Origin of the sequence: Bacillus paramobilis (genome assembly GCF_038096195.1) — a bacterium.
GTDB classification, from domain to species: domain Bacteria; phylum Bacillota; class Bacilli; order Bacillales; family Bacillaceae_G; genus Bacillus_A; species Bacillus_A mobilis.
The window spans coordinates 5,161,834-5,187,771 of the sequence record NZ_CP151108.1 but is presented as its reverse complement, the minus strand read 5'-3'; the positions used below and the strand labels follow the sequence as shown (position 1 = coordinate 5,187,771).

Genomic DNA, 25,938 nt, shown 5'->3' with positions numbered 1-25,938 from the left:
TTGCATTCGGCGTTTTGATTAGCGAAACAATGGTTAATAATGAGTAGGAGGTGGTTGGATGTTAAAACGGATTGTACAGCTCTTCTTTCTAGTAATTGGGGGAGCGTTAGGGATTTACTTAATCCCAAAAGTTATTAATGTATTAGACATCGGTGCCGTTCCTTTATTGGAAGGATCGTATGCTCGTGCAATTATTGGTGCAATTATTTTATTTTTAACAACATTTTGGCTTGTAGATTATATCGTTCAACTTATCAAGCATATTGAAGAGGCTCTTGTAAAGGCGCCTGTAGCGGATGTTTTATTTGGTACATTAGGTTTAATCTCTGGGCTTATTGTTGCGTATTTAATTTTAATACCAATTCGTGAATTTACAATTCCAGTTATTAGTACAGTGTTGCAAGTATTCTTTACTCTTTTACTTGGATACTTAGGATTCCAAGTAGGGTTTAAAAAGAGGAATGAATTGCTAGGATTATTTACACTACCACAACGTGGAAAGAAGAAAAATAATAATAGTGATAATGAAGAAACTGAAACAGAGGTAGAAGAATCTACAACTCATTGGAAAATTCTCGATACGAGTGTAATTATCGACGGACGTATTGCTGATATTTGCCAAACGAAGTTTTTAGAAGGAACAATTGTGATTCCACAATTCGTGTTAGAAGAACTTCAGCACATTGCCGATTCTTCTGATGCTTTAAAACGTAATCGTGGTCGCAGGGGATTAGATATTTTAAATCGTATTCAAAAAGAGATGCCGATTCCGGTAGAAATTTATGAAGGCGATTTCGATGATATTCAAGAAGTGGATAGCAAACTTGTAAAGTTGGCGAAAATCACTGGTGGAACGGTAGTAACGAATGATTTCAACTTAAACAAAGTTTCTGAATTACAAGGGGTAACGGTGTTAAATATTAACGATTTAGCTAATGCAATTAAACCTGTTGTACTCCCAGGTGAAGAACTAAGTGTTTATGTTGTCAAAGATGGAAAAGAACAAAATCAAGGTGTTGCATACTTAGATGATGGCACGATGATTGTAGTAGAAGATGGTAGAGAATATGTAGGTTCACAACTCGATGTGCTTGTTACTAGTGTGTTACAAACATCGGCTGGTCGTATGATTTTCGCCAAACGTAAATTATTAGAAAAAGCATTATAAGTAGAGGATTATTAATATGTATACATTAATTATTCCAGCAGCTGGTCAAGGTAAGCGGATGGGTGCCGATAAAAATAAGTTGTTCTTACTTATTAATGAAGTACCGATTATTGTGCATACGTTACGTGCTTTTGAAACAGATAAAGCGTGCAAAAGTATTATTATGGCAATTAACGAAGAGGAACGTCCTTATTTTGAAGAATTAATGCAGAAGTATCCAATTGAAAAGCCAGTACAATTTATTCAGGGTGGAGCCGAAAGACAAGATAGTGTATATAACGCCATTCAGCATACTAGTGATGTTGAGTATGTTCTTGTACATGACGGTGCGCGTCCATTTGTAACGAATAAAGTGATTCAAGATGTATTAACTGCAGCGGAAAGATATGGAGCATCCATTTGTGCGGTACCAGTGAAAGATACAGTTAAGAAAGTAGAGCAGGATATCGTTGTTGAAACGGTAGAAAGATCTCAGCTTAAAGCTGTACAAACACCACAAGGGTTCGCTGTTTCTCTTTTGTTAGAAGCTCATAGAAGTGCGAAACAGAGTTGTTTCCTTGGTACAGATGATGCAAGTCTCGTAGAACGTATCGGGAAGCAAGTAGGTGTAGTAGAGGGGAGTTACTATAATATTAAAGTGACGACTCCAGAGGATTTATTAATTGCTGAAAGTTTCCTTCATGTTCAAAAGAAATGACAGTGATGATTATAGCGAAGAAAAGCTCGGCAACAGCCGGGCTTTTCTTTATAAGGATAGCGATATAATATAGAATCATAAAGCTATGTAGTTTAGCTTGAGGAGGATGTAAAAAATGTTTCGAATTGGACAAGGTTTTGATGTGCATGAATTTGCGGAAGGCAGACCGTTAATTATTGGTGGAATTACAATTCCTCATGAGAAAGGATTAATTGGTCATTCAGACGCAGACGTATTGTTACATACGATTGCAGACGCATGTTTAGGTGCAATTGCAGCTGGGGATATTGGAAAGCATTTCCCTGATACAGATCCTGCCTTTAAAGATGCTGATTCAGCTGTATTGCTGCAAAAGGTTTGGGAATTTGTACGTGAACAAGGTTACGAGTTAGGGAATCTAGATTGTACAATTATTGCTCAAAAGCCAAAGATGGCACCACATATTGAAAGTATGCGTCAACGCATTAGTGAACTATTAGAAACGTCTATTGATAATATCAATGTAAAGGCAACAACAACAGAAAAATTAGGATTTACAGGTAGAGAAGAAGGAATTGCTTCTCAAGCAGTTGTTTTATTACAGAAAAAATAATATGGTTTTTAATTCGTAAGATGGATAATCACATTTGTTTGGTGTACAATTATAGAATGTGTTGACATTAAGAATGGAAGGTGTACCAATTATGGAAAAGCAAGTGAGAGTGCGCTATGCGCCAAGTCCAACAGGACACTTACATATCGGAAATGCGCGTACGGCATTATTTAATTATTTATTTGCTCGTCATCAAGATGGTAAGTTTATTATTCGTATTGAAGATACTGATGTAAAACGTAATGTTGCTGGTGGAGAAGAAAGCCAATTAAAATACTTGAAATGGCTCGGTATGGACTGGGATGAAGGTGTTGATGTTGGTGGTGAATTTGGACCATATCGTCAAACAGAGCGTTTAGATATTTATAAAAAATTATATGAAGATTTACTAGAGCGTGGTTTAGCTTACAAATGTTATATGACAGAAGAAGAGCTAGAAGCAGAACGTGAAGGGCAAATCTCTCGTGGTGAAACACCTCGTTACGCAGGTAACCACCGTGATTTAACTGAAGCACAAGTGAAAGAATTTGAAGCTGAGGGACGTATTCCAAGTATTCGTTTCCGTGTGCCAGCTGACCGTGATTACACATTTAAAGATATCGTAAAAGATGAAGTTGCATTCCATTCAAATGATTTCGGTGATTTCGTTATCGTGAAAAAAGATGGAATTCCAACTTATAATTTTGCGGTAGCAGTAGATGATCATTTAATGGAAATTACACACGTACTTCGTGGTGATGATCATATTTCAAATACGCCAAAACAAATGATGATTTATGAAGCTTTCGGTTGGGATATCCCGCAATTTGGTCATATGACTTTAATTGTAAATGAAAGCCGTAAAAAATTAAGTAAGCGTGATGAATCTATTATTCAATTTATTGAGCAATATAAAGAGCTTGGATATCTTCCAGAAGCAATCTTTAACTTTATTGCACTACTAGGTTGGTCGCCAGTAGGAGAAGAAGAAATCTTCTCTCAAGAAGAGTTTATCAAAATGTTCGATGCAGCTCGTTTATCAAAATCGCCTGCATTATTTGATTCTCAAAAATTAAAATGGATGAACAACCAATATATGAAAAAGCAAGACTTAGATACGGTGGTAGAATTAAGCTTACCGCATCTAGTGAAAGCTGGACGTATAGGTGAAACTTTAAGTGAACAAGAACAAGCTTGGATTCGTGATGTAATTGCGTTATATCATGAACAAATGAGTTTTGGAGCTGAAATTGTAGAGCTTTCTGAAATGTTCTTCAAAGATCATGTTGATCATGAAGAAGAAGGACAAGAAGTATTAAAAGGTGAACAAGTACCAGAAGTACTTCGTGCATTTGCTGGTCAAGTAGAAGCACTAGAAGAGATGGAACCAGCAGCAATTAAGGCGGCTATTAAAGCAGTTCAAAAGGAAACAGGTCATAAAGGTAAAAACTTATTTATGCCAATCCGTGTTGCAACTACTGGTCAAACACATGGTCCAGAGCTTCCTAATGCTATTGCACTTCTTGGAAAAGAAAAAGTTTTAAATCGTCTTCAAAAAGTAATTGGTTAACATTTTCTAGGTTTAGAAATATAATAAGTATACTTAAAACCTAATAAGGAAAAGCGACGAGAAGGAGAAGTAGAAAATCAGGCTTTTTACAGAGAGAACCACCTTTAGGCTGGAAGTGGTTTATAAGCGGATTTTTGAAATGCCCCTTCGAGTCTTCTGCTGAACAGCAAATTGTTTTGCGAAACGTCTTAGGGCGTAAAGTAAGCAGAAGCGGTGTACACCGTTATCAGAGATGAGTTTGAGGCTTTTTTTAGCCTAAACAGAGTGGAACCGCGCTTATAAGGCGTCTCTGTCAATATGACAGAGGCGTCTTTTTTTATACCGTAAAACTGGGTATGAGTATAAGTTTTATCTGCGTGTATAAAGGTTTAGGAAGATAAGTAGGGATTTAGTTCGCTCGAAAAAGCAGCCCATAAAGGGGAGGGAACGTCGATGTTTCAGAGGCTTCGGGAAGATATTGAAGTCGTTTTTGAACAGGATCCAGCGGCAAGAAGTTATTTCGAAGTCATTTTGACTTACTCTGGATTACATGCAGTTTGGGCCCATCGAATTGCACATTCTTTTTATAAAAAGAATTTCTTCTTTATTGCACGTTGGATCTCACAAGTTAGTCGTTTCTTTACTGGCATCGAGATTCATCCAGGAGCAACAATTGGTCGTCGTTTTTTCATAGACCATGGAATGGGGGTTGTAATTGGAGAAACGTGCGAAATTGGCGATAATGTAACAATCTATCAAGGGGTTACATTAGGTGGTACGGGTAAAGAAAAGGGAAAGAGGCACCCTACAATTCAGGATAATGTATTAATTGCAACAGGTGCTAAAGTACTAGGTTCTATTACAGTTGGAGAGAACTCTAAAATTGGAGCAGGGTCTGTTGTATTAAAAGAAGTCCCTGCACATTCTACAGTTGTAGGTATACCTGGCCGAGTCGTTATTCAAAATGGAGTAAAGATCGGTCAAGAATTAAATCATTCTGACCTTCCAGACCCAATTTTTGATAAGTTAAAGGTCATGGAAGTAGAACTTGATAAATTGAAAAAACAACTTGAAGTAAAGGTAGAAAGGAAGGGTAAAAATGACTATTCACATTTATAATACGTTAACGCGTCAAAAGGAAGAGTTTACTCCATTAGAAGAAAATAAGGTAAAGATGTATGTGTGCGGACCTACAGTTTATAACTATATTCACATTGGGAACGCAAGACCACCTATGGTATTTGATACGGTACGCCGTTATTTAGAATATAAAGGTTATGATGTGCAGTATGTATCTAACTTTACTGACGTAGATGATAAACTAATTAAAGCAGCAAATGAATTAGGGGAAGATGTGCCGACAATTGCGGACCGTTTCGTTGAAGCGTATTTTGAAGATGTAACGGCACTAGGTTGCAAACATGCAACAGTTCATCCGCGTGTAACGGAAAATATGGACATTATTATTGAATTTATTCAAGAACTTGTGAATAAAGGATATGCATATGAATCAGAAGGTGATGTGTACTTTAGAACGAAGGAATTCGAAGGGTACGGTAAATTATCACATCAACCAATCGCAGACTTACGTCACGGTGCACGCATTGAAGTAGGAGAAAAGAAACAAGACCCTCTTGATTTTGCTTTATGGAAAGCTGCGAAAGAAGGAGAAATCTTCTGGGAAAGCCCTTGGGGGAACGGTCGTCCGGGCTGGCATATTGAATGCTCGGCAATGGCGCGTAAATACTTAGGAGATACAATCGATATTCATGCTGGTGGTCAAGACTTGGCATTTCCTCATCATGAGAATGAAATTGCACAGTCTGAAGCATTAACAGGAAAAACATTTGCACGGTATTGGATGCACAATGGATATATTAATATTAATAATGAGAAGATGTCTAAGTCACTGGGGAACTTCATTTTAGTTCACGATATCATTAAGCAATATGATCCGCAGCTAATTAGATTCTTTATGTTATCGGTACATTACCGTCACCCAATTAATTTCAGTGAAGAGTTATTACAAAGCACAAATAACGGACTGGAAAGAATTAAAACGGCTTACGGTAACTTAAAACACCGTATGGAAAGTAGTACTGAGTTAACAGATCATAATGAGAAATGGTTAGCTGAACTGGAAAAATTCCAGACTGCATTTGAAGAAGCGATGAATGATGACTTCAACACTGCTAATGCAATCACTGAATTATATAATGTAGCAAATCATGCAAATCAATATTTACTGGAAGAACATACGTCTACAGTTGTAATTGAAGCATACGTAAAACAACTTGAAACATTATTTGATATTTTAGGGCTAGAATTAGCGCAAGAAGAGTTGCTTGATGAAGAAATTGAGGCACTTATTCAAAAGCGGATTGAAGCTCGTAAAAATCGAGATTTTGCATTATCAGATCAAATTCGTGATGATTTAAAAGATCGTAATATTATTTTAGAAGATACCGCTCAAGGTACAAGATGGAAAAGAGGATAAGAATGATTGATGCAAAGCAATTGAACAGCTTAGCGTTAGCATATATGGGTGATGCGGTATATGAACAATATATCCGCTATCACCTACTCCAAAAAGGGAAAGTTCGTCCTAACCAATTACATCGATTAGGGACAAACTTTGTTTCGGCAAAAGCACAGGCGAAAGTTGTTTATCATTTATTAGAGACAGCATTTTTAACTGAGGAAGAAGAAGCGGTACTAAGAAGAGGGCGTAATGCAAATTCAGGTACTGTTCCGAAAAATACAGATGTACAAACATATCGATATAGTACAGCCTTTGAAGCGCTAATTGGCTATCATCATTTATTAAATAATCGCGAAAGATTAGACGAAATTGTATATAAGGCAATTGCTATTTTAGAAGAAAAGGAAGGGGGCACATCATCATGAGTAGTGAATATATTATCGGACGTAACCCTGTAATTGAAGCGTTACGATCAGGAAGAGATATTAATAAAATTTGGATTGCAGAAGGTGCTGCCAAAGGACAAGTACAAATTGTACTAGCACTAGCGAAAGAAAATAAGGTTATTTTACAACATGCACCAAAGAAGAAGTTAGATCAATTAGTTGAGGGGAACCATCAAGGTGTAATTGCTCAAGTGGCTGCGTATCAATATGCTGAGCTAGAAGATCTATTTAAAGTAGCAGAGAAGCGTAATGAAGATCCGTTTTTCTTAATTTTAGATGAAATTGAAGACCCGCATAACTTAGGTTCTATTATGCGTACTGCGGATGCAACAGGAGCTCATGGAATTATTATTCCGAAAAGAAGAGCTGTGGGACTTACAGCGTCAGTTGCAAAAGCATCTACTGGAGCAATTGAATACATTCCTGTTGCACGTGTAACGAATTTATCTCGTACAATCGATGAATTAAAAGAACGTGGACTTTGGATTGCTGGTACAGATGCAAAAGGGAAAACGGATTACCGTAATTTAGATGGTAAAATGCCAATTGGATTAGTAATTGGAAGTGAAGGAAAAGGTATGAGTCGTATTATTGGTGAAAAATGTGATTTCCTAATTACTTTACCGATGGTCGGTAAAGTTACATCCTTAAATGCTTCAGTAGCCGCAAGTTTGTTAATGTATGAGGTATATCGTAAGCGTCACGAAATTGGTAAATAAAAAATGAACGATATTTTAATCGTTGACGGTTACAACATTATCGGAGCTTGGGGAGACTTGAAGAAACTACGGGATGTAGATTTGCAATCATCAAGGGATGCACTGATTGATAAGATGGCGGATTACCAAGGATACACTGGTACAAAAGTAATGATAGTCTTTGATGCTTATACAGTACAAGGTATTGAAAAAAAGATGAAACAATCGCGTGTGGAAGTCATATTCACGAGGAAGAATCAAACTGCAGATGAAAAGATAGAGCAACTAGCGATTGAGCTTAGAAATATAAATACGCAAATATATGTTGCGACTTCTGATTATACGGAACAATGGGTTATATTTGCGCAAGGTGCTCTTCGGAAATCGGCACGTGAATTAGAGTTGGAAGTACAAGCGATGGAGCAACAAGTAAGAAGGCGTACGCAAGACACAAAAGAAAAGCAACCCGCCATGCGAAAGATATTTAGTAAAGATATTACAGAAAAATTAGAAAAATTAAGAAGAGGAGAGCGTTGAAGCATTGACGCTCTTTATCTTTTTACTGTATAATATTGCTAAATAAATAGCGGTCGGAGGGATCAAGGTGGAAGCAGGCTTCGTAAGTGTAGGCGACGTTACATTTCGTGATTTAGAGGATGAGGCAATCGTTGAGTTAGTTCGAAAAGGTAATACTGACGCTCTAGAATATTTGATTCACAAATATAAGAACTTTGTTCGCGCGAAATCAAGATCTTATTTCTTAGTGGGTGCCGATCGAGAAGATATTGTTCAAGAAGGTATGATTGGATTGTTTAAAGCGATTCGTGATTATAAAGAGGACAAGCTGTCTTCATTCAAAGCATTTGCTGAACTGTGTATCACTCGACAAATTATTACCGCTATTAAAACAGCAACAAGGCAAAAGCATATTCCGTTAAATTCATATGTGTCTTTAGATAAGCCGATTTATGATGAGGAATCTGATCGGACGTTATTAGATGTTATTTCGGAAGCAAAGGTAACAGATCCTGAAGAAATGATTATAAGTCAGGAAGAATATACAGACATAGAATCTAAAATATCTGAATTATTAAGCGATTTAGAAAGGAAAGTTCTTTCTTTATATCTAGATGGTCGTTCTTATCAAGAGATTTCGGAACAGTTAAATAGACATGTGAAATCTATTGATAACGCTTTACAGAGAGTCAAGCGGAAATTGGAACGATATATGGAAATGAGAGAGAGTACCACTTTAAATTCATAACAAATACTACAGGTGTAAAAAATCACCTGTTTTCTTTTTGTAGAGAGTACAAAAGGCATGTCATTGACATTGTCTTTTGTTGTATGATACATTTTTAGGGACATAATGTTACAAGGTTGGTGTAACTAATGAGGAAAAAAGTTGTACTCTCATGTGAAGAGTGTAAAAATCGAAACTACTCTACGATGAAAGATACGAGCTCAGTAGAGCGACTTGAAATAAAAAAGTTTTGTAAAACATGCAATCAGCATACAGTTCACAAGGAAACAAAATAAATAATTGAAATAATACACTGGAGGTCCCGTAGATGCGTTTAACGAACTTTTTCGGCGATGTAGGTCGCGAAATGAAAAAAGTAAGTTGGCCTAAAAAAGATGAATTACTCCGTTCAACAGCGACTGTTATCGCTACAGTTGTCTTCTTTGCGATTTTCTTCGCAGTGGTTGATATGGGCATTTCTTCTTTAATTCGGTTAATTCTTGGTTAATTCTTGAATAAGAAGCACTTATCCATGATATAATGTTATTTATAAGAACTGTGTAAAAGCCCGGTGAACGGGTTTTTTCATTTGCGCAAAAAAATGTACGTCAGGGAGGGAAGGACGCTCGTCCTAAATGAATGGAAAAAAGTTGGTATGTTGTCCATACTTATTCTGGATATGAAAATAAAGTAAAAGCAAACCTAGAGAAACGTGTAGAATCAATGGGTATGCAAGATAAAATTTTCCGTGTTGTTGTCCCGGAAGAAGTAGAAGTAGAAATGAAAAACGGTAAAGAAAAATTAATGAAAAGAAAAGTGTTCCCAGGTTATGTATTAGTAGAATTAATCATGACTGATGACTCTTGGTATGTTGTACGTAACACGCCAGGTGTAACTGGGTTCGTTGGTTCTTCTGGTTCTGGATCTAAACCATCACCTCTATTAGAAGAGGAAGTTGTTACCATTATGAAGCATATGGGAATGGACAACGAAGTGGTTGATTTCGACTTTGAACTTCATGAAACAGTGCGTGTAAATGAGGGACCATTCGCAGATTATACAGGTGCTATTGAAGAAATTGATGTGGAGAAGAAAAAGGTTAGCGTGCTTGTGGACATGTTTGGTCGCGAGACTCCAGTTGAGCTTGACTTCCATCAAATTGAAAAATTATAAAATGAAACTTGAAATGAATTGTAAAAAGTGATAATATCTTTTAAGTCAGTACGTCTTCGTTATCGGAGACGTTTTTTGAAAGATTTTATCCTTACAGATAAAATATGACGTGGGAGGGCAAATCACTGTCCAATTGACCACATCACGGACTTAAGGAGGTGTGTCTCGTGGCTAAAAAGGTAATTAAAATGGTAAAGCTTCAAATTCCTGCAGGTAAAGCTAACCCAGCTCCACCAGTTGGTCCAGCATTAGGACAAGCAGGTGTTAACATCATGGGCTTCTGTAAAGAGTTTAACGCTCGTACAGCTGATCAAGCTGGTCTTATCATCCCTGTTGAAATTACGGTATTTGAGGACCGTTCATTCACTTTCATTACTAAAACTCCTCCTGCTGCTGTTCTTCTTAAGAAAGTAGCTGGTATTGAGTCTGGTTCTGGTGAACCAAACCGTAATAAAGTGGCAACTGTTAAGCGTGATAAAGTACGCGAAATCGCTGAAACTAAAATGCCTGACCTAAACGCTGCTAGCGTAGAAGCTGCAATGCGTATGGTTGAAGGTACTGCACGCAGTATGGGCATCGTTATCGAAGACTAATTCGATTTGTTTTTTTAAAAAGGTTGCGGGTCTGGAATTCCAATTCGCAACCTTTATTATCGTAAATGATTATCGTTTTTAAATAAATGGATGGCGCGCATCCTCAGGTTATACCTGAAAATAAGCGTAAACGTGGGAGGTTATTCCGCTAAAACCACATTCGAGGAGGAAATAAAAATGGCTAAAAGAGGTAAAAAGTACGTAGAAGCTGCAAAGCTTGTTGATCGTGCAACTGCTTACTCTGCAACAGAAGCAGTAGAATTAGTAAAGAAAACAAACACAGCTAAATTTGATGCGACTGTAGAAGTTGCATTCCGTTTAGGTGTTGACCCTAAGAAAGCTGACCAACAAATCCGTGGTGCAGTTGTTCTTCCACACGGTACTGGTAAAGTACAACGTGTATTAGTATTCGCTAAAGGTGAAAAGGCTAAAGAAGCTGAAGCTGCTGGAGCTGACTTCGTAGGCGATGCTGATTACATCGGTAAAATCCAACAAGGTTGGTTCGATTTCGATGTAGTAGTAGCAACTCCTGACATGATGGGTGAAGTTGGTAAACTTGGTCGCGTATTAGGACCTAAAGGTTTAATGCCAAACCCTAAAACTGGAACAGTTACGTTCGATGTAACTAAGGCTGTTAACGAAATCAAAGCTGGTAAAGTTGAATACCGCGTTGATAAAGCTGGTAACATCCACGTTCCAATCGGTAAAGTATCTTTCGAAGATGCTAAATTAGTAGAAAACTTCAGCACAATTGCTGACACTTTACAAAAAGTTAAGCCAGCTGCTGCAAAAGGTACTTACATGAAGAACGTAACAGTTGCTTCTACAATGGGACCTGGCGTACGTGTAGACGTTTCTACATTAGCGTAAATTTTGGAAGTTGACTTCATAAAGAAGTTTTTATATAATCATTTATGTTGTGAATTTAATTAGTGTACCGTAGACAGTAGGTGTCAATAGACTTAATTTCCTACCTAGGTGTTAATATACGAAACGGAATTTTTTTCTGTGACTATATGCCTCCATGTCTACAAGTTGGGCATGGAGGTTTTTAGTGCACTTTCGGTACATCTTCTATATAATCTACAGGAGGTGTAATAACATGAGCAAAGTAATCGAAACTAAACAACAAGTTGTAACTGAAATCGCGGACAAACTTCGTGAAAGTAAATCTACGATCGTTGTTGACTACCGTGGTTTAACAGTTTCTGAAGTAACAGAATTACGTAAAAACTTACGTGAAGCTGGCGTTGAGTTCAAAGTTTACAAAAACTCTTTAACTCGTCGTGCTGCAGAATCTGCTGAAATGGCTGAGTTAAACGAATTCTTAACAGGACCAAACGCAATCGCGTTCAGTAACGAGGATGTAGTTGCTCCTGCGAAAGTATTAAACGACTTCGCTACAAAACATGAAGCTTTAGAAATTAAAGCTGGTGTAATCGAAGGTAAACTTGTAACACTTGATGAGGTTAAAGCTATCGCTACTCTTCCATCACGTGAAGGCTTACTTTCTATGCTTCTTAGCGTTCTTCAAGCTCCAATCCGTAACCTTGCACTTGCTACTAAAGCAGTTGCAGATCAAAAGGAAGAGCAAGGCGCTTAATTTTTTAAAAGATAATTACTTGTTATCTATAAAACAATACAAACCTATTTAAGGGAGGATATTTACAATGACTAAAGAACAAATCATTGAAGCAGTTAAATCTATGACTGTATTAGAACTTAACGACTTAGTAAAAGCTATCGAGGAAGAATTCGGCGTAACTGCTGCTGCTCCTGTAGCTGTAGCTGGTGGCGCTGGTGAAGCTGCTGCTGAGAAAACTGAATTTGACGTAGTACTTGCAAGTGCTGGCGCTCAAAAAATCAAAGTTATCAAAGCTGTACGTGAAATCACTGGTCTTGGCTTAAAAGAAGCTAAAGAATTAGTTGACAACACTCCAAAAGCAATCAAAGAAGGCGTTTCTAAAGAGGAAGCTGAAGAAATGAAAGCTAAACTTGAAGAAGTTGGCGCTGCTGTAGAAGTTAAGTAATTAACTTTTGATGCTTTAAAAAAGCTCGCTCTCATGCGAGCTTTTTTTTTAACTGTAAAGAAAAGAGGTGGCCATATGGCAGACCATTATTTTTCTAATGACCCTTCTAGTAAAAGTGATCGCAAGCGATGGGAATTTGCACTTCGTGGATCTCAATTTACTTTCTTATCTGACCGTGGGGTGTTCTCGAAAAACGAAGTGGACTTTGGTTCTCGTCTTTTAATTGAAGCGTTTCAAGTGTCGGATATTAAAGGTGATATATTAGACGTAGGTTGTGGATATGGACCAATTGGTTTATCGTTGGCGAAAGAGTTTCAAGACCGTAAAGTTCACATGGTGGATGTGAATGAAAGGGCGCTTGAGCTTGCGAAAGAAAATGCCGCTAACAATAGAATTGGAAATGTACACATTTTTCAAAGTAGCGTCTATGAAAATGTAGATGGTATGTATGCTGCTATTCTATCTAATCCTCCAATTCGTGCAGGTAAAGATATCGTGCATGAGATTTTAGAAAAGGCTGTAGAGTATTTAGTTCCAGGTGGAGAGTTGTGGATTGTTATTCAAAAGAAGCAAGGTGCACCATCTGCACTGAAGAAACTAGAGGAAGTATTTTCTGAAGTCGAAGTTGTAGAAAAGAAAAAGGGATATTATATCATAAAATCAAAAAAACGTTGACGGTTATTTTTGGCTATGTTAACATTATACAATGCCAATATATGATTTTCTGCGTTGAGAAAGATGTATATTTTTGTTTCTCTTGGAAAAGATAGTAAAATCAGCAGATTATGAAACAGAATGATGGTTTTCTTATAGAAGCCATTTTTCTTTTTTGAGCAGGTAGAAAGACTCAACGTATTTATCTTTAAGAGAAAAAGACTACGCTAATAGCAGTAGTTGTATTTATTTGTGATTTTGCGCAAATTTTTTTGCGCATTTATAATACTCATGATTTGAGGGGTGAAGCAGTTGACAGGTCAACTAGTTCAATACGGACGCCACCGCCAACGAAGAAGTTATGCCCGTATTAGTGAAGTATTAGAGTTACCAAATCTTATCGAAATTCAAACCTCTTCTTATCAGTGGTTTCTTGATGAGGGTTTGCGAGAAATGTTCCAAGACATTTCTCCGATTGAAGACTTTACGGGAAATCTATCGCTTGAATTTATCGACTACAGCTTAGGTGAACCTAAATACTCTGTAGACGAATGCAAAGAGCGTGATGTGACGTATGCAGCACCACTTCGTGTAAAAGTGCGTCTAATCAACAAGGAAACTGGTGAAGTAAAAGAACAAGATGTGTTCATGGGAGATTTCCCACTCATGACAGAGACTGGAACATTCGTAATTAACGGTGCAGAACGTGTTATCGTTTCCCAGTTAGTTCGCTCTCCAAGCGTATACTATAGTGGCAAAGTGGATAAAAACGGAAAACGTGGTTTTACTGCTACTGTAATTCCAAACCGCGGAGCTTGGTTAGAGTATGAGACAGATGCTAAGGATGTTGTATATGTGCGTATTGACCGTACGCGTAAACTTCCTGTAACTGTTTTGTTACGCGCATTAGGGTTTGGCTCTGATCAAGAAATCACCGAGCTTTTAGGTGATAACGAATACTTAAGCAACACATTAGAAAAAGACAACACAGATAGCACAGAAAAAGCATTGCTTGAAATTTATGAGCGTCTACGTCCTGGTGAACCACCAACAGTAGAAAATGCAAAGAGCTTACTTGTGTCTCGTTTCTTCGATCCGAAGCGCTACGATTTAGCAAATGTAGGTCGCTATAAGATCAACAAGAAGTTACACATTAAAAACAGATTGTTTAACCAACGCTTAGCTGAAACATTAGTGGATCCAGAAACTGGTGAAATTTTAGCGGCAGAAGGAACAATCTTAGATCGTCGTACACTTGATCGCATTTTACCTTACTTAGAGAAAAACATTGGATTCAAAACAGCGAAACCAATGGGTGGAGTGGTAGAAGGCGATGTTGAGCTGCAATCTATTAAGATTTATGCTCCTGAGTCAGAAGGCGAACGCGTAATTAATGTAATTGGTAATGCGAATATTACTCGTGATGTAAAACACATCACACCAGGTGATATCCTTGCTTCTATCAGTTACTTCTTCAACCTACTATACAAAGTAGGGGATACAGATGATATCGACCATTTAGGAAACCGTCGTCTGCGTTCAGTTGGAGAACTATTACAAAATCAATTCCGTATCGGTCTTTCTCGTATGGAACGTGTTGTTCGTGAGAGAATGTCGATTCAGGATACAAATGCAATTACACCACAGGCACTAATTAATATTCGTCCTGTTATTGCATCTATTAAAGAGTTCTTCGGAAGTTCTCAGTTATCTCAGTTCATGGACCAAACAAACCCATTAGCAGAGTTAACTCACAAACGAAGACTATCTGCATTAGGACCCGGTGGTTTAACGCGTGAGCGCGCAGGCTTTGAAGTGCGTGACGTTCACTACTCTCACTATGGTCGTATGTGTCCGATTGAAACACCAGAGGGACCAAACATCGGTTTGATTAACTCATTATCATCGTTCGCGAAAGTAAATGAGTTTGGTTTCATTGAAACACCCTACCGTCGTGTTGATCCAGAAACTGGTCTTGTAACAGGGCAGGTTGATTACTTAACTGCAGATGAAGAAGATAATTATGTTGTAGCCCAAGCGAATATGAAATTATCTGAAGAAGGAGAATTCCTTAGTGAAGATATCGTAGCTCGTTTCCGTGGTGAAAACATTGTCACAAATAAAGAACGCATCGATTACATGGATGTATCTCCAAAACAAGTAGTGTCGGCAGCGACAGCTTGTATTCCGTTCTTAGAAAACGATGACTCTAACCGCGCACTTATGGGAGCGAACATGCAACGTCAGGCGGTTCCGTTAATGAATCCGGAATCTCCGATTGTAGGTACAGGTATGGAGTACGTATCAGCAAAAGACTCAGGTGCTGCAGTAATCTGTAAACACCCTGGTGTTGTTGAACGCGTAGAAGCACGTGAAGTTTGGGTACGTCGCTATGTAGAAGTTGACGGTCAAACAGTAAAAGGCGACTTAGATCGCTACAAAATGCAAAAATTCATTCGTTCTAACCAAGGAACTTGCTACAACCAACGCCCAATCGTAAGTGTTGGAAATGAAGTTGTAAAAGGTGAAATCCTTGCGGATGGTCCTTCTATGGAATTAGGTGAACTAGCACTTGGACGTAACGTGCTTGTTGGCTTCATGACTTGGGACGGTTATAACTACGAGGATGCGATCATTATGAGTGAGCGCCTTGTAAAAGACGATGTGTACACTTCTATTCATATTGAAGAATATGAGTCAGAAGCTCGTGATACGAAGCTTGGACCAGAAGAAATTACACGTGACATTCCAAACGTTGGGGAAGATGCATTACGCAACCTTGACGAGCGCGGTATCATTCGCGTTGGTGCGGAAGTAAAAGATGGAGATTTACTTGTTGGTAAAGTAACACCTAAAGGTGTAACAGAATTAACAGCTGAAGAACGTCTATTACATGCTATCTTTGGAGAAAAAGCACGTGAAGTACGTGATACATCACTACGTGTACCACACGGTGGTGGCGGTATTATCTTGGACGTAAAAGTATTCAACCGTGAAGATGGCGATGAATTGCCACCAGGCGTGAATCAACTTGTACGTGCATATATCGTTCAAAAACGTAAAATTTCTGAAGGTGACAAGATGGCCGGACGTCACGGTAACAAAGGTGTTATCTCTCGTATTTTACCAGAAGAAGATATGCCTTACTTACCAGACGGTACACCAATCGATATCATGTTAAACCCATTAGGGGTACCATCTCGTATGAATATCGGTCAGGTATTAGAGCTTCATCTTGGTATGGCAGCAAGATACCTTGGCATTCACATTGCAACACCAGTATTCGATGGTGCTCGTGAGGAAGATGTTTGGGGCACGATTGAAGAAGCTGGTATGGCAAATGACGCGAAAACAATCCTGTATGACGGACGTACTGGTGAACCATTCGATAACCGCGTATCTGTTGGTGTCATGTATATGATCAAACTTGCGCACATGGTTGACGATAAACTTCATGCTCGTTCTACTGGACCATACTCACTTGTAACGCAGCAGCCTCTTGGAGGTAAAGCTCAGTTCGGTGGACAGCGTTTCGGTGAGATGGAGGTTTGGGCACTTGAAGCTTATGGTGCTGCTTATACTCTTCAAGAAATCTTAACAGTGAAGTCTGATGATGTTGTTGGACGTGTTAAGACGTATGAAGCAATTGTTAAAGGCGAAAATGTTCCAGAACCAGGCGTTCCTGAATCATTCAAAGTATTGATTAAAGAGCTGCAAAGTTTAGGTATGGACGTTAAAATGATGTCTAGCGACGATAAAGAAATTGAAATGCGTGATACAGAAGATGACGATGATCATCAATCAGCAGATAAATTGAATGTCGAAGTTGAGACAACTAAGGAATAATTGGGATAACCTGTAGACTAAAAGGGAGGTAGGCCCCTTGATAGATGTAAATAACTTTGAATATATGAAGATTGGACTTGCTTCACCTGACAAGATTCGTTCTTGGTCATACGGTGAAGTTAAGAAACCAGAAACAATTAACTATCGTACGTTAAAGCCTGAGAAAGATGGCTTGTTCTGTGAGCGTATTTTCGGACCACAAAAGGACTGGGAATGTCATTGCGGAAAATACAAACGTGTACGTTATAAAGGTGTAGTTTGTGATCGATGTGGCGTTGAAGTAACGCGTGCAAAAGTTCGTCGTGAACGTATGGGTCATATCGAATTAGCTGCTCCTGTATCTCATATTTGGTATTTCAAAGGTATCCCGAGCCGCATGGGACTTGTCTTAGACATGTCCCCTCGCGCGCTTGAAGAAGTAATTTATTTCGCTTCTTATGTTGTAACAGAAAGTGGAGATACACCACTTGATAAGAAGCAATTACTTTCTGAAAAAGAATACCGTGCATATCGTGATCGATATGGTAGCACATTCCAAGCTGCTATGGGTGCAGAAGCGATTAAAAAGCTACTACAAGACATCGATTTAGATAAAGAAGTAGACTTCTTAAAAGAAGAATTAAAAACAGCACAAGGACAACGCCGTACTCGTGCTATTAAACGTCTAGAAGTATTAGAAGCATTCCGTAACTCTGGAAATCACCCATCTTGGATGATCCTAGATGTTCTTCCAGTTATCCCACCAGAACTACGCCCAATGGTACAGTTGGATGGTGGACGTTTTGCTACTTCTGACTTAAACGACTTATACCGTCGTGTAATTAACCGTAATAATCGTTTAAAACGTCTATTGGACTTAGGTGCACCAAGCATCATCGTTCAAAACGAAAAACGTATGTTACAAGAAGCTGTAGACGCATTAATCGATAATGGTCGCCGTGGCCGTCCAGTTACTGGACCGGGTAACCGTCCATTAAAATCACTATCTCACATGCTTAAAGGTAAACAAGGACGTTTCCGTCAAAACTTATTAGGTAAACGTGTTGACTACTCTGGCCGTTCTGTAATCGTTGTAGGACCGAACTTAAAGATGTACCAATGTGGATTACCGAAAGAAATGGCGCTTGAATTGTTTAAGCCTTTCGTTATGAAAGAGTTAGTTGGAAAAGGTTTAGCACACAACATTAAGAGTGCTAAACGTAAAATCGAGCGTGTACAACCTGAAGTTTGGGACGTTTTAGAATCTGTGATCAAAGAGCATCCAGTACTTCTAAACCGCGCACCAACACTTCACCGTCTTGGTATCCAGGCGTTTGAACCTACATTAGTAGAAGGTCGCGCAATTCGTCTTCACCCACTTGTATGTACTGCATACAACGCGGACTTTGACGGTGACCAAATGGCAGTTCACGTTCCGTTATCATCAGAGGCACAAGCAGAAGCTCGTATTCTTATGTTAGCGGCACAAAACATCTTGAATCCAAAAGACGGAAAACCAGTTGTTACTCCATCTCAGGATATGGTATTAGGTAACTACTACTTAACTCTTGAGCGTGAAGGCGCAATCGGTGAAGGTATGGTCTTCAAAGATGCAAACGAAGCAATACTTGCATACCAAAATGGATATGTACATCTGCACACACGTGTTGCAGTTGCTGCAAGTTCAGTAAATAACGTAACATTTACTGAAGAGCAAAAAGGTAAGCTTCTATTAACAACAGTTGGTAAATTAATATTTAACGAAATCTTACCAGAGTCGTTCCCTTATATTAATGAACCGACAAACTCAAACCTTGAAAAAGAAACACCAGCGGAGTATTTCGTTGAAAAAGGTGCGAACATTAAAGAAATTATTGCTAGTCGCGAAGAAGTGGCGCCATTTAGCAAGAAGATCCTTGGTAACATTATTGCGGAAGTATTCAAACGTTTCCAAATTACGGAAACATCTCGCATGCTTGACCGCATGAAAAACTTAGGATTTAAGTACTCTACAAAAGCTGGTATCACAGTTGGGGTATCTGACATTCTTGTATTAGGCGAAAAAGATGAAATTCTCCATGAAGCACAAGCAAAAGTAGATAATGTAATTAAACAATTCCGTCGCGGTTTAATCACAGAAGAAGAACGTTACGATCGCGTTATCTCTATTTGGAGTAATGCAAAAGATGTTATCCAAGGAAAACTGATGAAATCCTTGAATAAACGCAATCCAATCTTCATGATGAGTGATTCCGGTGCCCGTGGTAACGCATCGAACTTTACTCAGCTTGCTGGTATGCGTGGTCTGATGGCCAATCCATCTGGTCGTATTATCGAACTTCCAATTAAATCAAGTTTCCGTGAAGGTTTAACAGTACTTGAGTACTTCATCTCTACGCATGGTGCGCGTAAAGGTCTTGCCGATACAGCACTTAAAACTGCCGATTCTGGTTACTTAACACGTCGTCTTGTAGACGTTGCACAAGATGTAATTGTCCGTGAAGATGATTGTGGAACAGATCGTGGTCTATTAATTGGTGCGATTAAAGAGGGTAATGAAGTAATTGAGTCATTATATGATCGTCTTGTTGGACGTTTTGCAAGAAAAACTGTAAAACATCCTGAAACAGGTGAAGTATTAGTTAGTGAAAACCAACTAATTACTGAAGATATCGCTCATATCGTTGAAAATTCGGGTGTTGAAACTGTAAACATTCGTTCAGCGTTCACGTGTAACACTCGCCATGGTGTATGTAAGAAGTGTTACGGTCGTAACTTAGCAACTGGTACAGACGTAGAAGTAGGAGAAGCGGTAGGTATTATCGCAGCTCAATCTATCGGTGAGCCAGGTACACAGTTAACGATGCGTACGTTCCATACAGGTGGGGTTGCCGGAGATGATATCACTCAAGGTTTACCTCGTATCCAAGAGATCTTCGAAGCTCGTAACCCGAAAGGTCAGGCAGTTATCAGTGAAATCGATGGTGTTATCGCAGCGATCAACGATGTTAAAGATCGCCAAGAAGTAGTTGTACAGGGTGAAGTTGAAGCTCGTACGTATGCTATTCCTTACGGTGCGCGTCTGAAAGTAACTCCAGGACAGCCAATTAGCCACGGTAAAGAGTTAACAGAAGGTTCTATTGATCCGAAAGAATTACTAAAAGTAACGGACATTACGGCGGTTCAAGAATACTTATTACGTGAAGTTCAAAAAGTATACCGTATGCAAGGGGTAGAAATTGGCGACAAACACGTAGAAGTAATGGTACGTCAAATGTTACGTAAAGTTCGTGTAAGTGATGCGGGTGAAACAGATGTATTACCAGGAACATTACTAGATATCCATCAGTTTACTGATGCGAATGCGAAGGTGTTACTGAAAGGTAAACAACCAGCAACAGCTAGACCTGTTCTACTTGGTATTACAAAAGCTTCGCTTGAAACTGATTCATTCTTATCTGCAGCATCGTTCCAAGAAACGACACGTGTCTTAACTGATGCAGCAATTAAGGGTAAACGCGATGAACTTCTAGGATTGAAAGAAAATGTTATTATCGGTAAACTTGTTCCTGCTGGAACAGGTATGAATCGTTATCGCAAAGTGGACCTTGTAAAAACAACACAAGGTGACATGAATGTAGAAAACGATGAAGTTTATGTGGAACAGTAAAATTTTCCGTCGTAAATTTTGTATAAAAACAGCTAATCCTAGTTGACATTGTATGAATCAAAATGTTACTATAATCAAGGTTGCTCCTGAATGATGCTTTGGAGGATATTTATATGTCTTATCAAAAAGTGTCAAATGCTGAAAATGTAGTCGTTGGTCATAAACGTACATTGGAGGCAATCAAAAATGGTATAGTTAAAGAAGTTGTTATTGCGGAAGATGCTGATATGCGGTTAACCCATATGATCATTCGTACTGCTTTGCAACATAACATACCCATAACAAAAGTTGAATCAGTTCGTAAGCTTGGAAAAGTTTCGGGGATTCAAGTGGGAGCTTCAGCAATAGGAATAATAAGTTAAAACTGTTTTTGTGAGGAGAGAGCATTTGCTCTTCCTTGCAAAAACTTTGTTTTCAACTAATAATGAACCACCTGGATATGTGGTCATACAAACATGCGAAGGGAGGATAATCAAATGCCTACTATTAACCAATTAGTGAGAAATGGTCGTACTGATAAAGTATGGAAGTCTAAATCACCTGCGTTAAACAAAGGTTTTAACTCTTTAAAGAAAAAATCAACTGATATCTCTGCACCTCAAAAACGTGGTGTATGTACTCGTGTTGGTACAATGACTCCGAAGAAACCGAACTCAGCGTTACGTAAATACGCTCGTGTACGTTTAACAAATGGTATTGAAGTTACAGCTTACATCCCAGGTATCGGTCATAACCTACAAGAGCATAGCGTAGTATTAATTCGCGGTGGTCGAGTAAAGGATTTACCAGGGGTACGTTACCACATCGTTCGTGGTGCGCTTGATACAGCTGGTGTTGACAAACGTATGCAAGGACGTTCTAAATATGGTACTAAGCGACCAAAACCTGCTAAAAAATAATAACTTTAAAATGAAAGGAGGAACTCAATATGCCTCGTAAAGGACCTGTTGCGAAACGTGACGTGTTACCAGATCCAATGTACAAATCTAAGCTAGTAACACGCCTTATCAACAAAATGATGGTTGACGGTAAAAAAGGTAAATCTCAAACAATTCTTTATAACGCTTTCGATATCGTTCGTGAACGTTCAGAGAAAGACCCTATGGAAGTATTCGAGCAAGCTCTTAAGAACATCATGCCTGTTCTTGAAGTACGTGCTCGTCGTGTTGGTGGTGCTAACTACCAAGTTCCAGTTGAGGTTCGTCCAGAACGCCGTACAACTTTAGGTCTTCGCTGGTTAGTAAACTATGCTCGTCTTCGTGGTGAAAAAACTATGGAAGAGCGTCTAGCTTACGAAATCTTAGATGCAGCTAACAACGCTGGTGCATCTGTTAAGAAACGTGAAGACACTCATAAAATGGCAGAAGCTAACAAAGCATTTGCTCATTACCGTTGGTAGGATTCAACGTAAAATAAATGTAAGCATAAACCGCTTTATTTGTCGCTTATGGAAGTGTGGAGAGGGAGAATGCCTCTCCCTTTCGTTGGGCGCTCGTTTTACATAATGAGGGTACTGGACATACTGACATGTGTAACAATATAAAGTGGCTTTTTTGCTACTTAAAATAAAAAAATCCAATCCATATATGGAAGGAGCAAGACACCAAATGGCAAGAGAGTTCTCTTTAGAAAACACTCGTAATATTGGTATCATGGCTCACATCGATGCTGGTAAAACAACAGCAACTGAGCGTATTCTGTATTACACAGGACGTATTCATAAAATCGGTGAAACTCACGAAGGTGCATCTCAGATGGACTGGATGGAGCAAGAGCAAGAGCGTGGTATCACAATTACTTCTGCTGCAACTACAGCACAATGGAAAGGTCACCGTGTAAACATCATTGACACTCCAGGTCACGTAGACTTCACAGTAGAAGTAGAACGTTCTTTACGCGTACTTGATGGCGCGGTAGCAGTACTTGATGCACAATCTGGTGTAGAACCACAAACAGAAACTGTTTGGCGTCAGGCTACTACTTACGGCGTACCTCGTATCGTATTCGTTAACAAAATGGATAAAATCGGTGCGGATTTCTTATACTCTGTAGGAACAATCCACGATCGTTTACAAGCAAACGCACACCCAATTCAGTTACCAATCGGTGCTGAAGATGAGTTCAATGGTATCATTGACCTTGTTGAAGAATGTGCTTACATGTACGGTAACGATTTAGGAACAGACATTCAACGTGTTGAAATTCCTGAAGAGCACAAAGAATTAGCTGCAGAATATCGTGGAAAGCTTATTGAAGCGGTAGCTGAGCTTGATGAAGAAATGATGATGAAGTACCTAGAAGGTGAAGAAATCACTGTAGAAGAGCTTAAAGCTGGTATCCGTAAGGCTACAACTTCTGTAGAATTCTTCCCAGTAATCTGTGGTTCTGCATTCAAAAATAAAGGTGTTCAAATTCTGTTAGACGCAGTTATCGATTACCTACCATCTCCATTAGACGTACCTGCAATTAAAGGTACTCTTCCGGATACAGATGAAGAAATCGAACGTAAGTCTAGCGATGAAGAACCATTCGCAGCTTTAGCATTCAAAATCATGACTGACCCTTATGTTGGTAAGTTAACGTTCTTCCGTGTGTATTCTGGTGTGTTAAACTCTGGATCATACGTGAAAAACTCAACTAAAGGTAAGCGTGAGCGTGTAGGTCGTATCCTACAAATGCACGCTAACAGTCGTGAAGAGATTTCAACAGTTTACGCTGGTGATATCGCTGCTGCTGTAGGTTTAAAAGATACTACTACTGGTGATACTCTTTGTGACGAGAAGAGCCTTGTTATCCTTGAGTCTATGGAATTCCCAGAGCCAGTTATCTCTGTAGCTATCGAACCAAAATCAAAAGCTGACCAAGATAAAATGGGTACAGCATTGTCTAAGCTTTCTGAAGAAGATCCAACATTCCGTGCTCACACTGACCAAGAAACTGGCCAAACAATCATCGCTGGTATGGGTGAACTTCACCTTGATATCATCGTTGACCGTATGCGCCGTGAATTCAAAGTTGAAGCAAACGTTGGTGCTCCTCAGGTAGCATACCGTGAGACTTTCCGCGCTGCTGCGAAAGTTGAAGGTAAGTTCGCTCGTCAATCTGGTGGACGTGGACAATTCGGACACGTTTGGATTGAGTTTGAACCTAACGAAGAAGGTAAAGGATTCGAATTCGAAAACAAGATCGTCGGTGGTGTAGTTCCTCGTGAATACATCCCAGCTGTTGGAGCAGGTCTTGAAGATGCACTTAAAAATGGTGTACTAGCTGGTTATCCACTAGTTGACATTAAAGCTGCATTAGTTGACGGATCTTACCATGATGTCGATTCATCTGAGATGGCGTTCAAAATCGCTGCATCTATGGCACTTAAAGCTGCGGTTTCTAAATGTAGCCCAGTAATTCTTGAGCCAATGATGAAAGTTGAAGTTGTAATTCCTGAAGAGTACATGGGTGACATTATGGGTGACGTAACATCTCGTCGTGGACGTGTAGAAGGTATGGAAGCTCGCGGTAACGCTCAAGTTGTTCGCGCTATGGTTCCACTTTCTGAAATGTTCGGTTATGCAACGTCATTACGTTCTAACACTCAAGGACGCGGAACATTCTCTATGGTGTTTGATCACTATGAAGAGGTACCAAAGTCTGTTTCTGAAGAAATTATCAAAAAAAATAAAGGTGAATAATTGATTTTTATCGATTGTTCAAGTATAACTACTTATGTAAGCTTAGAAAGTGGGACGTAAGTTTCACTTTCTAGACTAAATATAAAATAACCTATATAAACTAAGGAGGAATTTAGAATGGCTAAAGCTAAATTCGAACGTTCTAAACCCCATGTTAACATCGGTACAATCGGCCACGTTGACCATGGTAAAACTACATTAACTGCTGCGATCACTACAGTTCTTGCAAAAGCTGGTGGTGCTGAAGCACGCGGATACGATCAAATCGACGCTGCTCCAGAAGAAAGAGAGCGCGGAATCACAATCTCAACTGCACACGTTGAGTACGAAACTGAAACTCGTCACTATGCACACGTTGACTGCCCAGGTCACGCTGACTATGTTAAAAACATGATCACTGGTGCTGCTCAAATGGACGGCGGTATCTTAGTAGTATCTGCTGCTGATGGCCCAATGCCTCAAACACGTGAGCACATCCTTCTTTCTCGTCAAGTAGGTGTTCCTTACATCGTTGTATTCTTAAACAAATGCGACATGGTAGACGACGAAGAATTATTAGAATTAGTAGAAATGGAAGTTCGTGACCTATTATCTGAATACGGATTCCCAGGCGACGACATTCCTGTAATCAAAGGTTCTGCTCTTAAAGCTCTTCAAGGAGAAGCTGATTGGGAAGCAAAAATCATTGAATTAATGACTGAAGTTGATGCTTACATCCCAACTCCAGAACGTGAAACTGACAAACCATTCTTAATGCCTATCGAGGATGTATTCTCTATCACAGGTCGTGGTACAGTTGCAACTGGTCGTGTAGAGCGCGGAATCGTTAAAGTTGGTGACGTAGTAGAAATCATCGGTCTTGCTGAAGAAAATGCTTCTACAACTGTAACTGGTGTAGAGATGTTCCGTAAACTTCTTGACCAAGCTCAAGCTGGAGACAACATCGGTGCTTTACTTCGTGGGGTTGCTCGTGAAGACATCCAACGTGGACAAGTTCTTGCTAAAACTGGCTCTGTAAAAGCTCACGCTAAATTCAAAGCTGAAGTTTTCGTATTATCTAAAGAAGAAGGTGGACGTCACACTCCATTCTTCGCTAACTACCGTCCTCAGTTCTACTTCCGTACAACTGACGTAACTGGTATCATCCAATTACCAGAAGGTACTGAAATGGTAATGCCTGGTGACAACATCGAAATGACTATCGAACTTATCGCTCCAATCGCTATCGAAGAGGGAACTAAATTCTCTATTCGTGAAGGTGGACGTACAGTAGGTTACGGTGTAGTTGCAACTATCGTTGAGTAATCTTAACTGATATAAAAAAACCCAAGGGATCTTCCCTTGGGTTTTTTGTTTGTAGTTATATAATGAATGAAATTTTATTTTTATGTTTTGACGAGTTTCTTCTATAGTAATATGAAATCAGTAAAACTAAAATCCAGAAACTGTAAAA

General features: G+C 39.1%; 25 protein-coding genes and 2 other annotated features. All 25 genes read left to right on the top strand.

All coding sequences use genetic code 11. From position 1 onward, the window contains the following. Nucleotides 1–58: 58 nt before the first annotated feature. The 25 genes from AABL52_RS26545 to tuf all read left to right on the top strand — a co-directional run bounded on the left by AABL52_RS26545 (nucleotide 59) and on the right by tuf (nucleotide 25,790). Nucleotides 59–1,168 carry a PIN/TRAM domain-containing protein gene (locus AABL52_RS26545; RefSeq protein ID WP_000919678.1) on the top strand — a complete coding sequence of 370 codons (1,110 nt, stop codon included), beginning with the start codon at nucleotides 59–61 and terminating at the stop codon, nucleotides 1,166–1,168. A gap of 16 nt (nucleotides 1,169–1,184) precedes the next feature. Continuing rightward, a complete protein-coding gene (gene ispD, locus AABL52_RS26540) occupies nucleotides 1,185–1,865 on the top strand; it encodes a 2-C-methyl-D-erythritol 4-phosphate cytidylyltransferase (protein ID WP_000288280.1) in 681 nt (226 codons plus the stop codon). 115 nt (nucleotides 1,866–1,980) lie between these two features. Next, nucleotides 1,981–2,457 (top strand): 2-C-methyl-D-erythritol 2,4-cyclodiphosphate synthase, encoded by a 477-nt coding sequence (gene ispF / locus AABL52_RS26535; protein ID WP_000488390.1) that lies wholly within the window; start codon nucleotides 1,981–1,983, stop codon nucleotides 2,455–2,457. Nucleotides 2,458–2,548: 91 nt separating this feature from the next. Next, complete coding sequence (gene gltX / locus AABL52_RS26530; RefSeq protein ID WP_097845670.1) at nucleotides 2,549–4,006, top strand: glutamate--tRNA ligase; 1,458 nt, start codon at nucleotides 2,549–2,551, stop codon at nucleotides 4,004–4,006. A gap of 47 nt (nucleotides 4,007–4,053) precedes the next feature. Continuing rightward, nucleotides 4,054–4,300 (top strand) — a binding site (T-box leader). Nucleotides 4,301–4,438: 138 nt separating this feature from the next. Continuing rightward, complete coding sequence (gene cysE / locus AABL52_RS26525; RefSeq protein WP_341518708.1) at nucleotides 4,439–5,104, top strand: serine O-acetyltransferase; 666 nt, start codon at nucleotides 4,439–4,441, stop codon at nucleotides 5,102–5,104. After that, nucleotides 5,085–6,482, top strand: a complete 1,398-nt coding sequence (cysS, locus tag AABL52_RS26520; protein WP_000152266.1) for a cysteine--tRNA ligase — start codon at nucleotides 5,085–5,087, stop codon at nucleotides 6,480–6,482. The genes cysE and cysS overlap by 20 nt, the downstream gene beginning before the upstream one ends. A gap of 2 nt (nucleotides 6,483–6,484) precedes the next feature. Further along, complete coding sequence (locus AABL52_RS26515; RefSeq protein WP_341518707.1) at nucleotides 6,485–6,892, top strand: Mini-ribonuclease 3; 408 nt, start codon at nucleotides 6,485–6,487, stop codon at nucleotides 6,890–6,892. Then, nucleotides 6,889–7,632 carry a 23S rRNA (guanosine(2251)-2'-O)-methyltransferase RlmB gene (gene rlmB, locus AABL52_RS26510; protein WP_000093762.1) on the top strand — a complete coding sequence of 248 codons (744 nt, stop codon included), beginning with the start codon at nucleotides 6,889–6,891 and terminating at the stop codon, nucleotides 7,630–7,632. Before AABL52_RS26515 ends, rlmB begins: the two co-directional genes overlap by 4 nt. A 3-nt stretch (nucleotides 7,633–7,635) precedes the next feature. Then, on the top strand, nucleotides 7,636–8,148 hold the full coding sequence (locus tag AABL52_RS26505; protein WP_000997888.1) for an NYN domain-containing protein: 513 nt from the start codon (nucleotides 7,636–7,638) through the stop codon (nucleotides 8,146–8,148). A gap of 67 nt (nucleotides 8,149–8,215) precedes the next feature. Beyond that, nucleotides 8,216–8,875: an RNA polymerase sporulation sigma factor SigH gene (locus AABL52_RS26500; protein WP_000387198.1), complete on the top strand. Its 660-nt coding sequence runs from the start codon at nucleotides 8,216–8,218 to the stop codon at nucleotides 8,873–8,875. Nucleotides 8,876–9,003: 128 nt separating this feature from the next. Beyond that, entirely contained in the window at nucleotides 9,004–9,150 is a 147-nt protein-coding gene (gene rpmG / locus AABL52_RS26495; protein ID WP_002070160.1) for a 50S ribosomal protein L33, read from the top strand. A gap of 32 nt (nucleotides 9,151–9,182) precedes the next feature. Beyond that, nucleotides 9,183–9,362, top strand: a complete 180-nt coding sequence (gene secE, locus AABL52_RS26490; protein WP_001241321.1) for a preprotein translocase subunit SecE — start codon at nucleotides 9,183–9,185, stop codon at nucleotides 9,360–9,362. Nucleotides 9,363–9,493: 131 nt separating this feature from the next. After that, complete coding sequence (gene nusG, locus AABL52_RS26485) at nucleotides 9,494–10,027, top strand: transcription termination/antitermination protein NusG (protein WP_000415794.1); 534 nt, start codon at nucleotides 9,494–9,496, stop codon at nucleotides 10,025–10,027. 167 nt (nucleotides 10,028–10,194) lie between these two features. Continuing rightward, on the top strand, nucleotides 10,195–10,620 hold the full coding sequence (gene rplK / locus AABL52_RS26480) for a 50S ribosomal protein L11 (protein WP_001085872.1): 426 nt from the start codon (nucleotides 10,195–10,197) through the stop codon (nucleotides 10,618–10,620). Nucleotides 10,621–10,797: 177 nt separating this feature from the next. Next, nucleotides 10,798–11,490 carry a 50S ribosomal protein L1 gene (gene rplA / locus AABL52_RS26475; protein WP_002070162.1) on the top strand — a complete coding sequence of 231 codons (693 nt, stop codon included), beginning with the start codon at nucleotides 10,798–10,800 and terminating at the stop codon, nucleotides 11,488–11,490. 49 nt (nucleotides 11,491–11,539) lie between these two features. Then, nucleotides 11,540–11,683, top strand: a sequence feature (ribosomal protein L10 leader region). A 39-nt stretch (nucleotides 11,684–11,722) separates the two neighbouring features. Next, nucleotides 11,723–12,223, top strand: a complete 501-nt coding sequence (gene rplJ / locus AABL52_RS26470; RefSeq protein WP_000048719.1) for a 50S ribosomal protein L10 — start codon at nucleotides 11,723–11,725, stop codon at nucleotides 12,221–12,223. Nucleotides 12,224–12,290: 67 nt separating this feature from the next. Then, nucleotides 12,291–12,650 carry a 50S ribosomal protein L7/L12 gene (gene rplL, locus AABL52_RS26465; RefSeq protein WP_000159737.1) on the top strand — a complete coding sequence of 120 codons (360 nt, stop codon included), beginning with the start codon at nucleotides 12,291–12,293 and terminating at the stop codon, nucleotides 12,648–12,650. 75 nt (nucleotides 12,651–12,725) lie between these two features. Next, nucleotides 12,726–13,325, top strand: a complete 600-nt coding sequence (locus AABL52_RS26460; RefSeq protein WP_000763261.1) for a class I SAM-dependent methyltransferase — start codon at nucleotides 12,726–12,728, stop codon at nucleotides 13,323–13,325. A gap of 291 nt (nucleotides 13,326–13,616) precedes the next feature. Then, nucleotides 13,617–17,150 (top strand): DNA-directed RNA polymerase subunit beta, encoded by a 3,534-nt coding sequence (gene rpoB, locus AABL52_RS26455; protein ID WP_000147556.1) that lies wholly within the window; start codon nucleotides 13,617–13,619, stop codon nucleotides 17,148–17,150. Nucleotides 17,151–17,187: 37 nt separating this feature from the next. Continuing rightward, nucleotides 17,188–20,799, top strand: a complete 3,612-nt coding sequence (rpoC, locus tag AABL52_RS26450) for a DNA-directed RNA polymerase subunit beta' (RefSeq protein ID WP_000567949.1) — start codon at nucleotides 17,188–17,190, stop codon at nucleotides 20,797–20,799. 113 nt (nucleotides 20,800–20,912) lie between these two features. Next, nucleotides 20,913–21,161 (top strand): 50S ribosomal protein L7ae-like protein, encoded by a 249-nt coding sequence (locus tag AABL52_RS26445; protein ID WP_000121828.1) that lies wholly within the window; start codon nucleotides 20,913–20,915, stop codon nucleotides 21,159–21,161. Nucleotides 21,162–21,275: 114 nt separating this feature from the next. After that, complete coding sequence (gene rpsL, locus AABL52_RS26440; RefSeq protein WP_001142341.1) at nucleotides 21,276–21,698, top strand: 30S ribosomal protein S12; 423 nt, start codon at nucleotides 21,276–21,278, stop codon at nucleotides 21,696–21,698. Nucleotides 21,699–21,727: 29 nt separating this feature from the next. Then, complete coding sequence (gene rpsG / locus AABL52_RS26435; protein ID WP_001137490.1) at nucleotides 21,728–22,198, top strand: 30S ribosomal protein S7; 471 nt, start codon at nucleotides 21,728–21,730, stop codon at nucleotides 22,196–22,198. A gap of 208 nt (nucleotides 22,199–22,406) precedes the next feature. Continuing rightward, nucleotides 22,407–24,485: an elongation factor G gene (fusA, locus tag AABL52_RS26430; protein WP_000090359.1), complete on the top strand. Its 2,079-nt coding sequence runs from the start codon at nucleotides 22,407–22,409 to the stop codon at nucleotides 24,483–24,485. Nucleotides 24,486–24,602: 117 nt separating this feature from the next. Beyond that, nucleotides 24,603–25,790: an elongation factor Tu gene (gene tuf, locus AABL52_RS26425; RefSeq protein ID WP_001029617.1), complete on the top strand. Its 1,188-nt coding sequence runs from the start codon at nucleotides 24,603–24,605 to the stop codon at nucleotides 25,788–25,790. The last annotated feature ends 148 nt before the right edge of the window (nucleotides 25,791–25,938 follow it).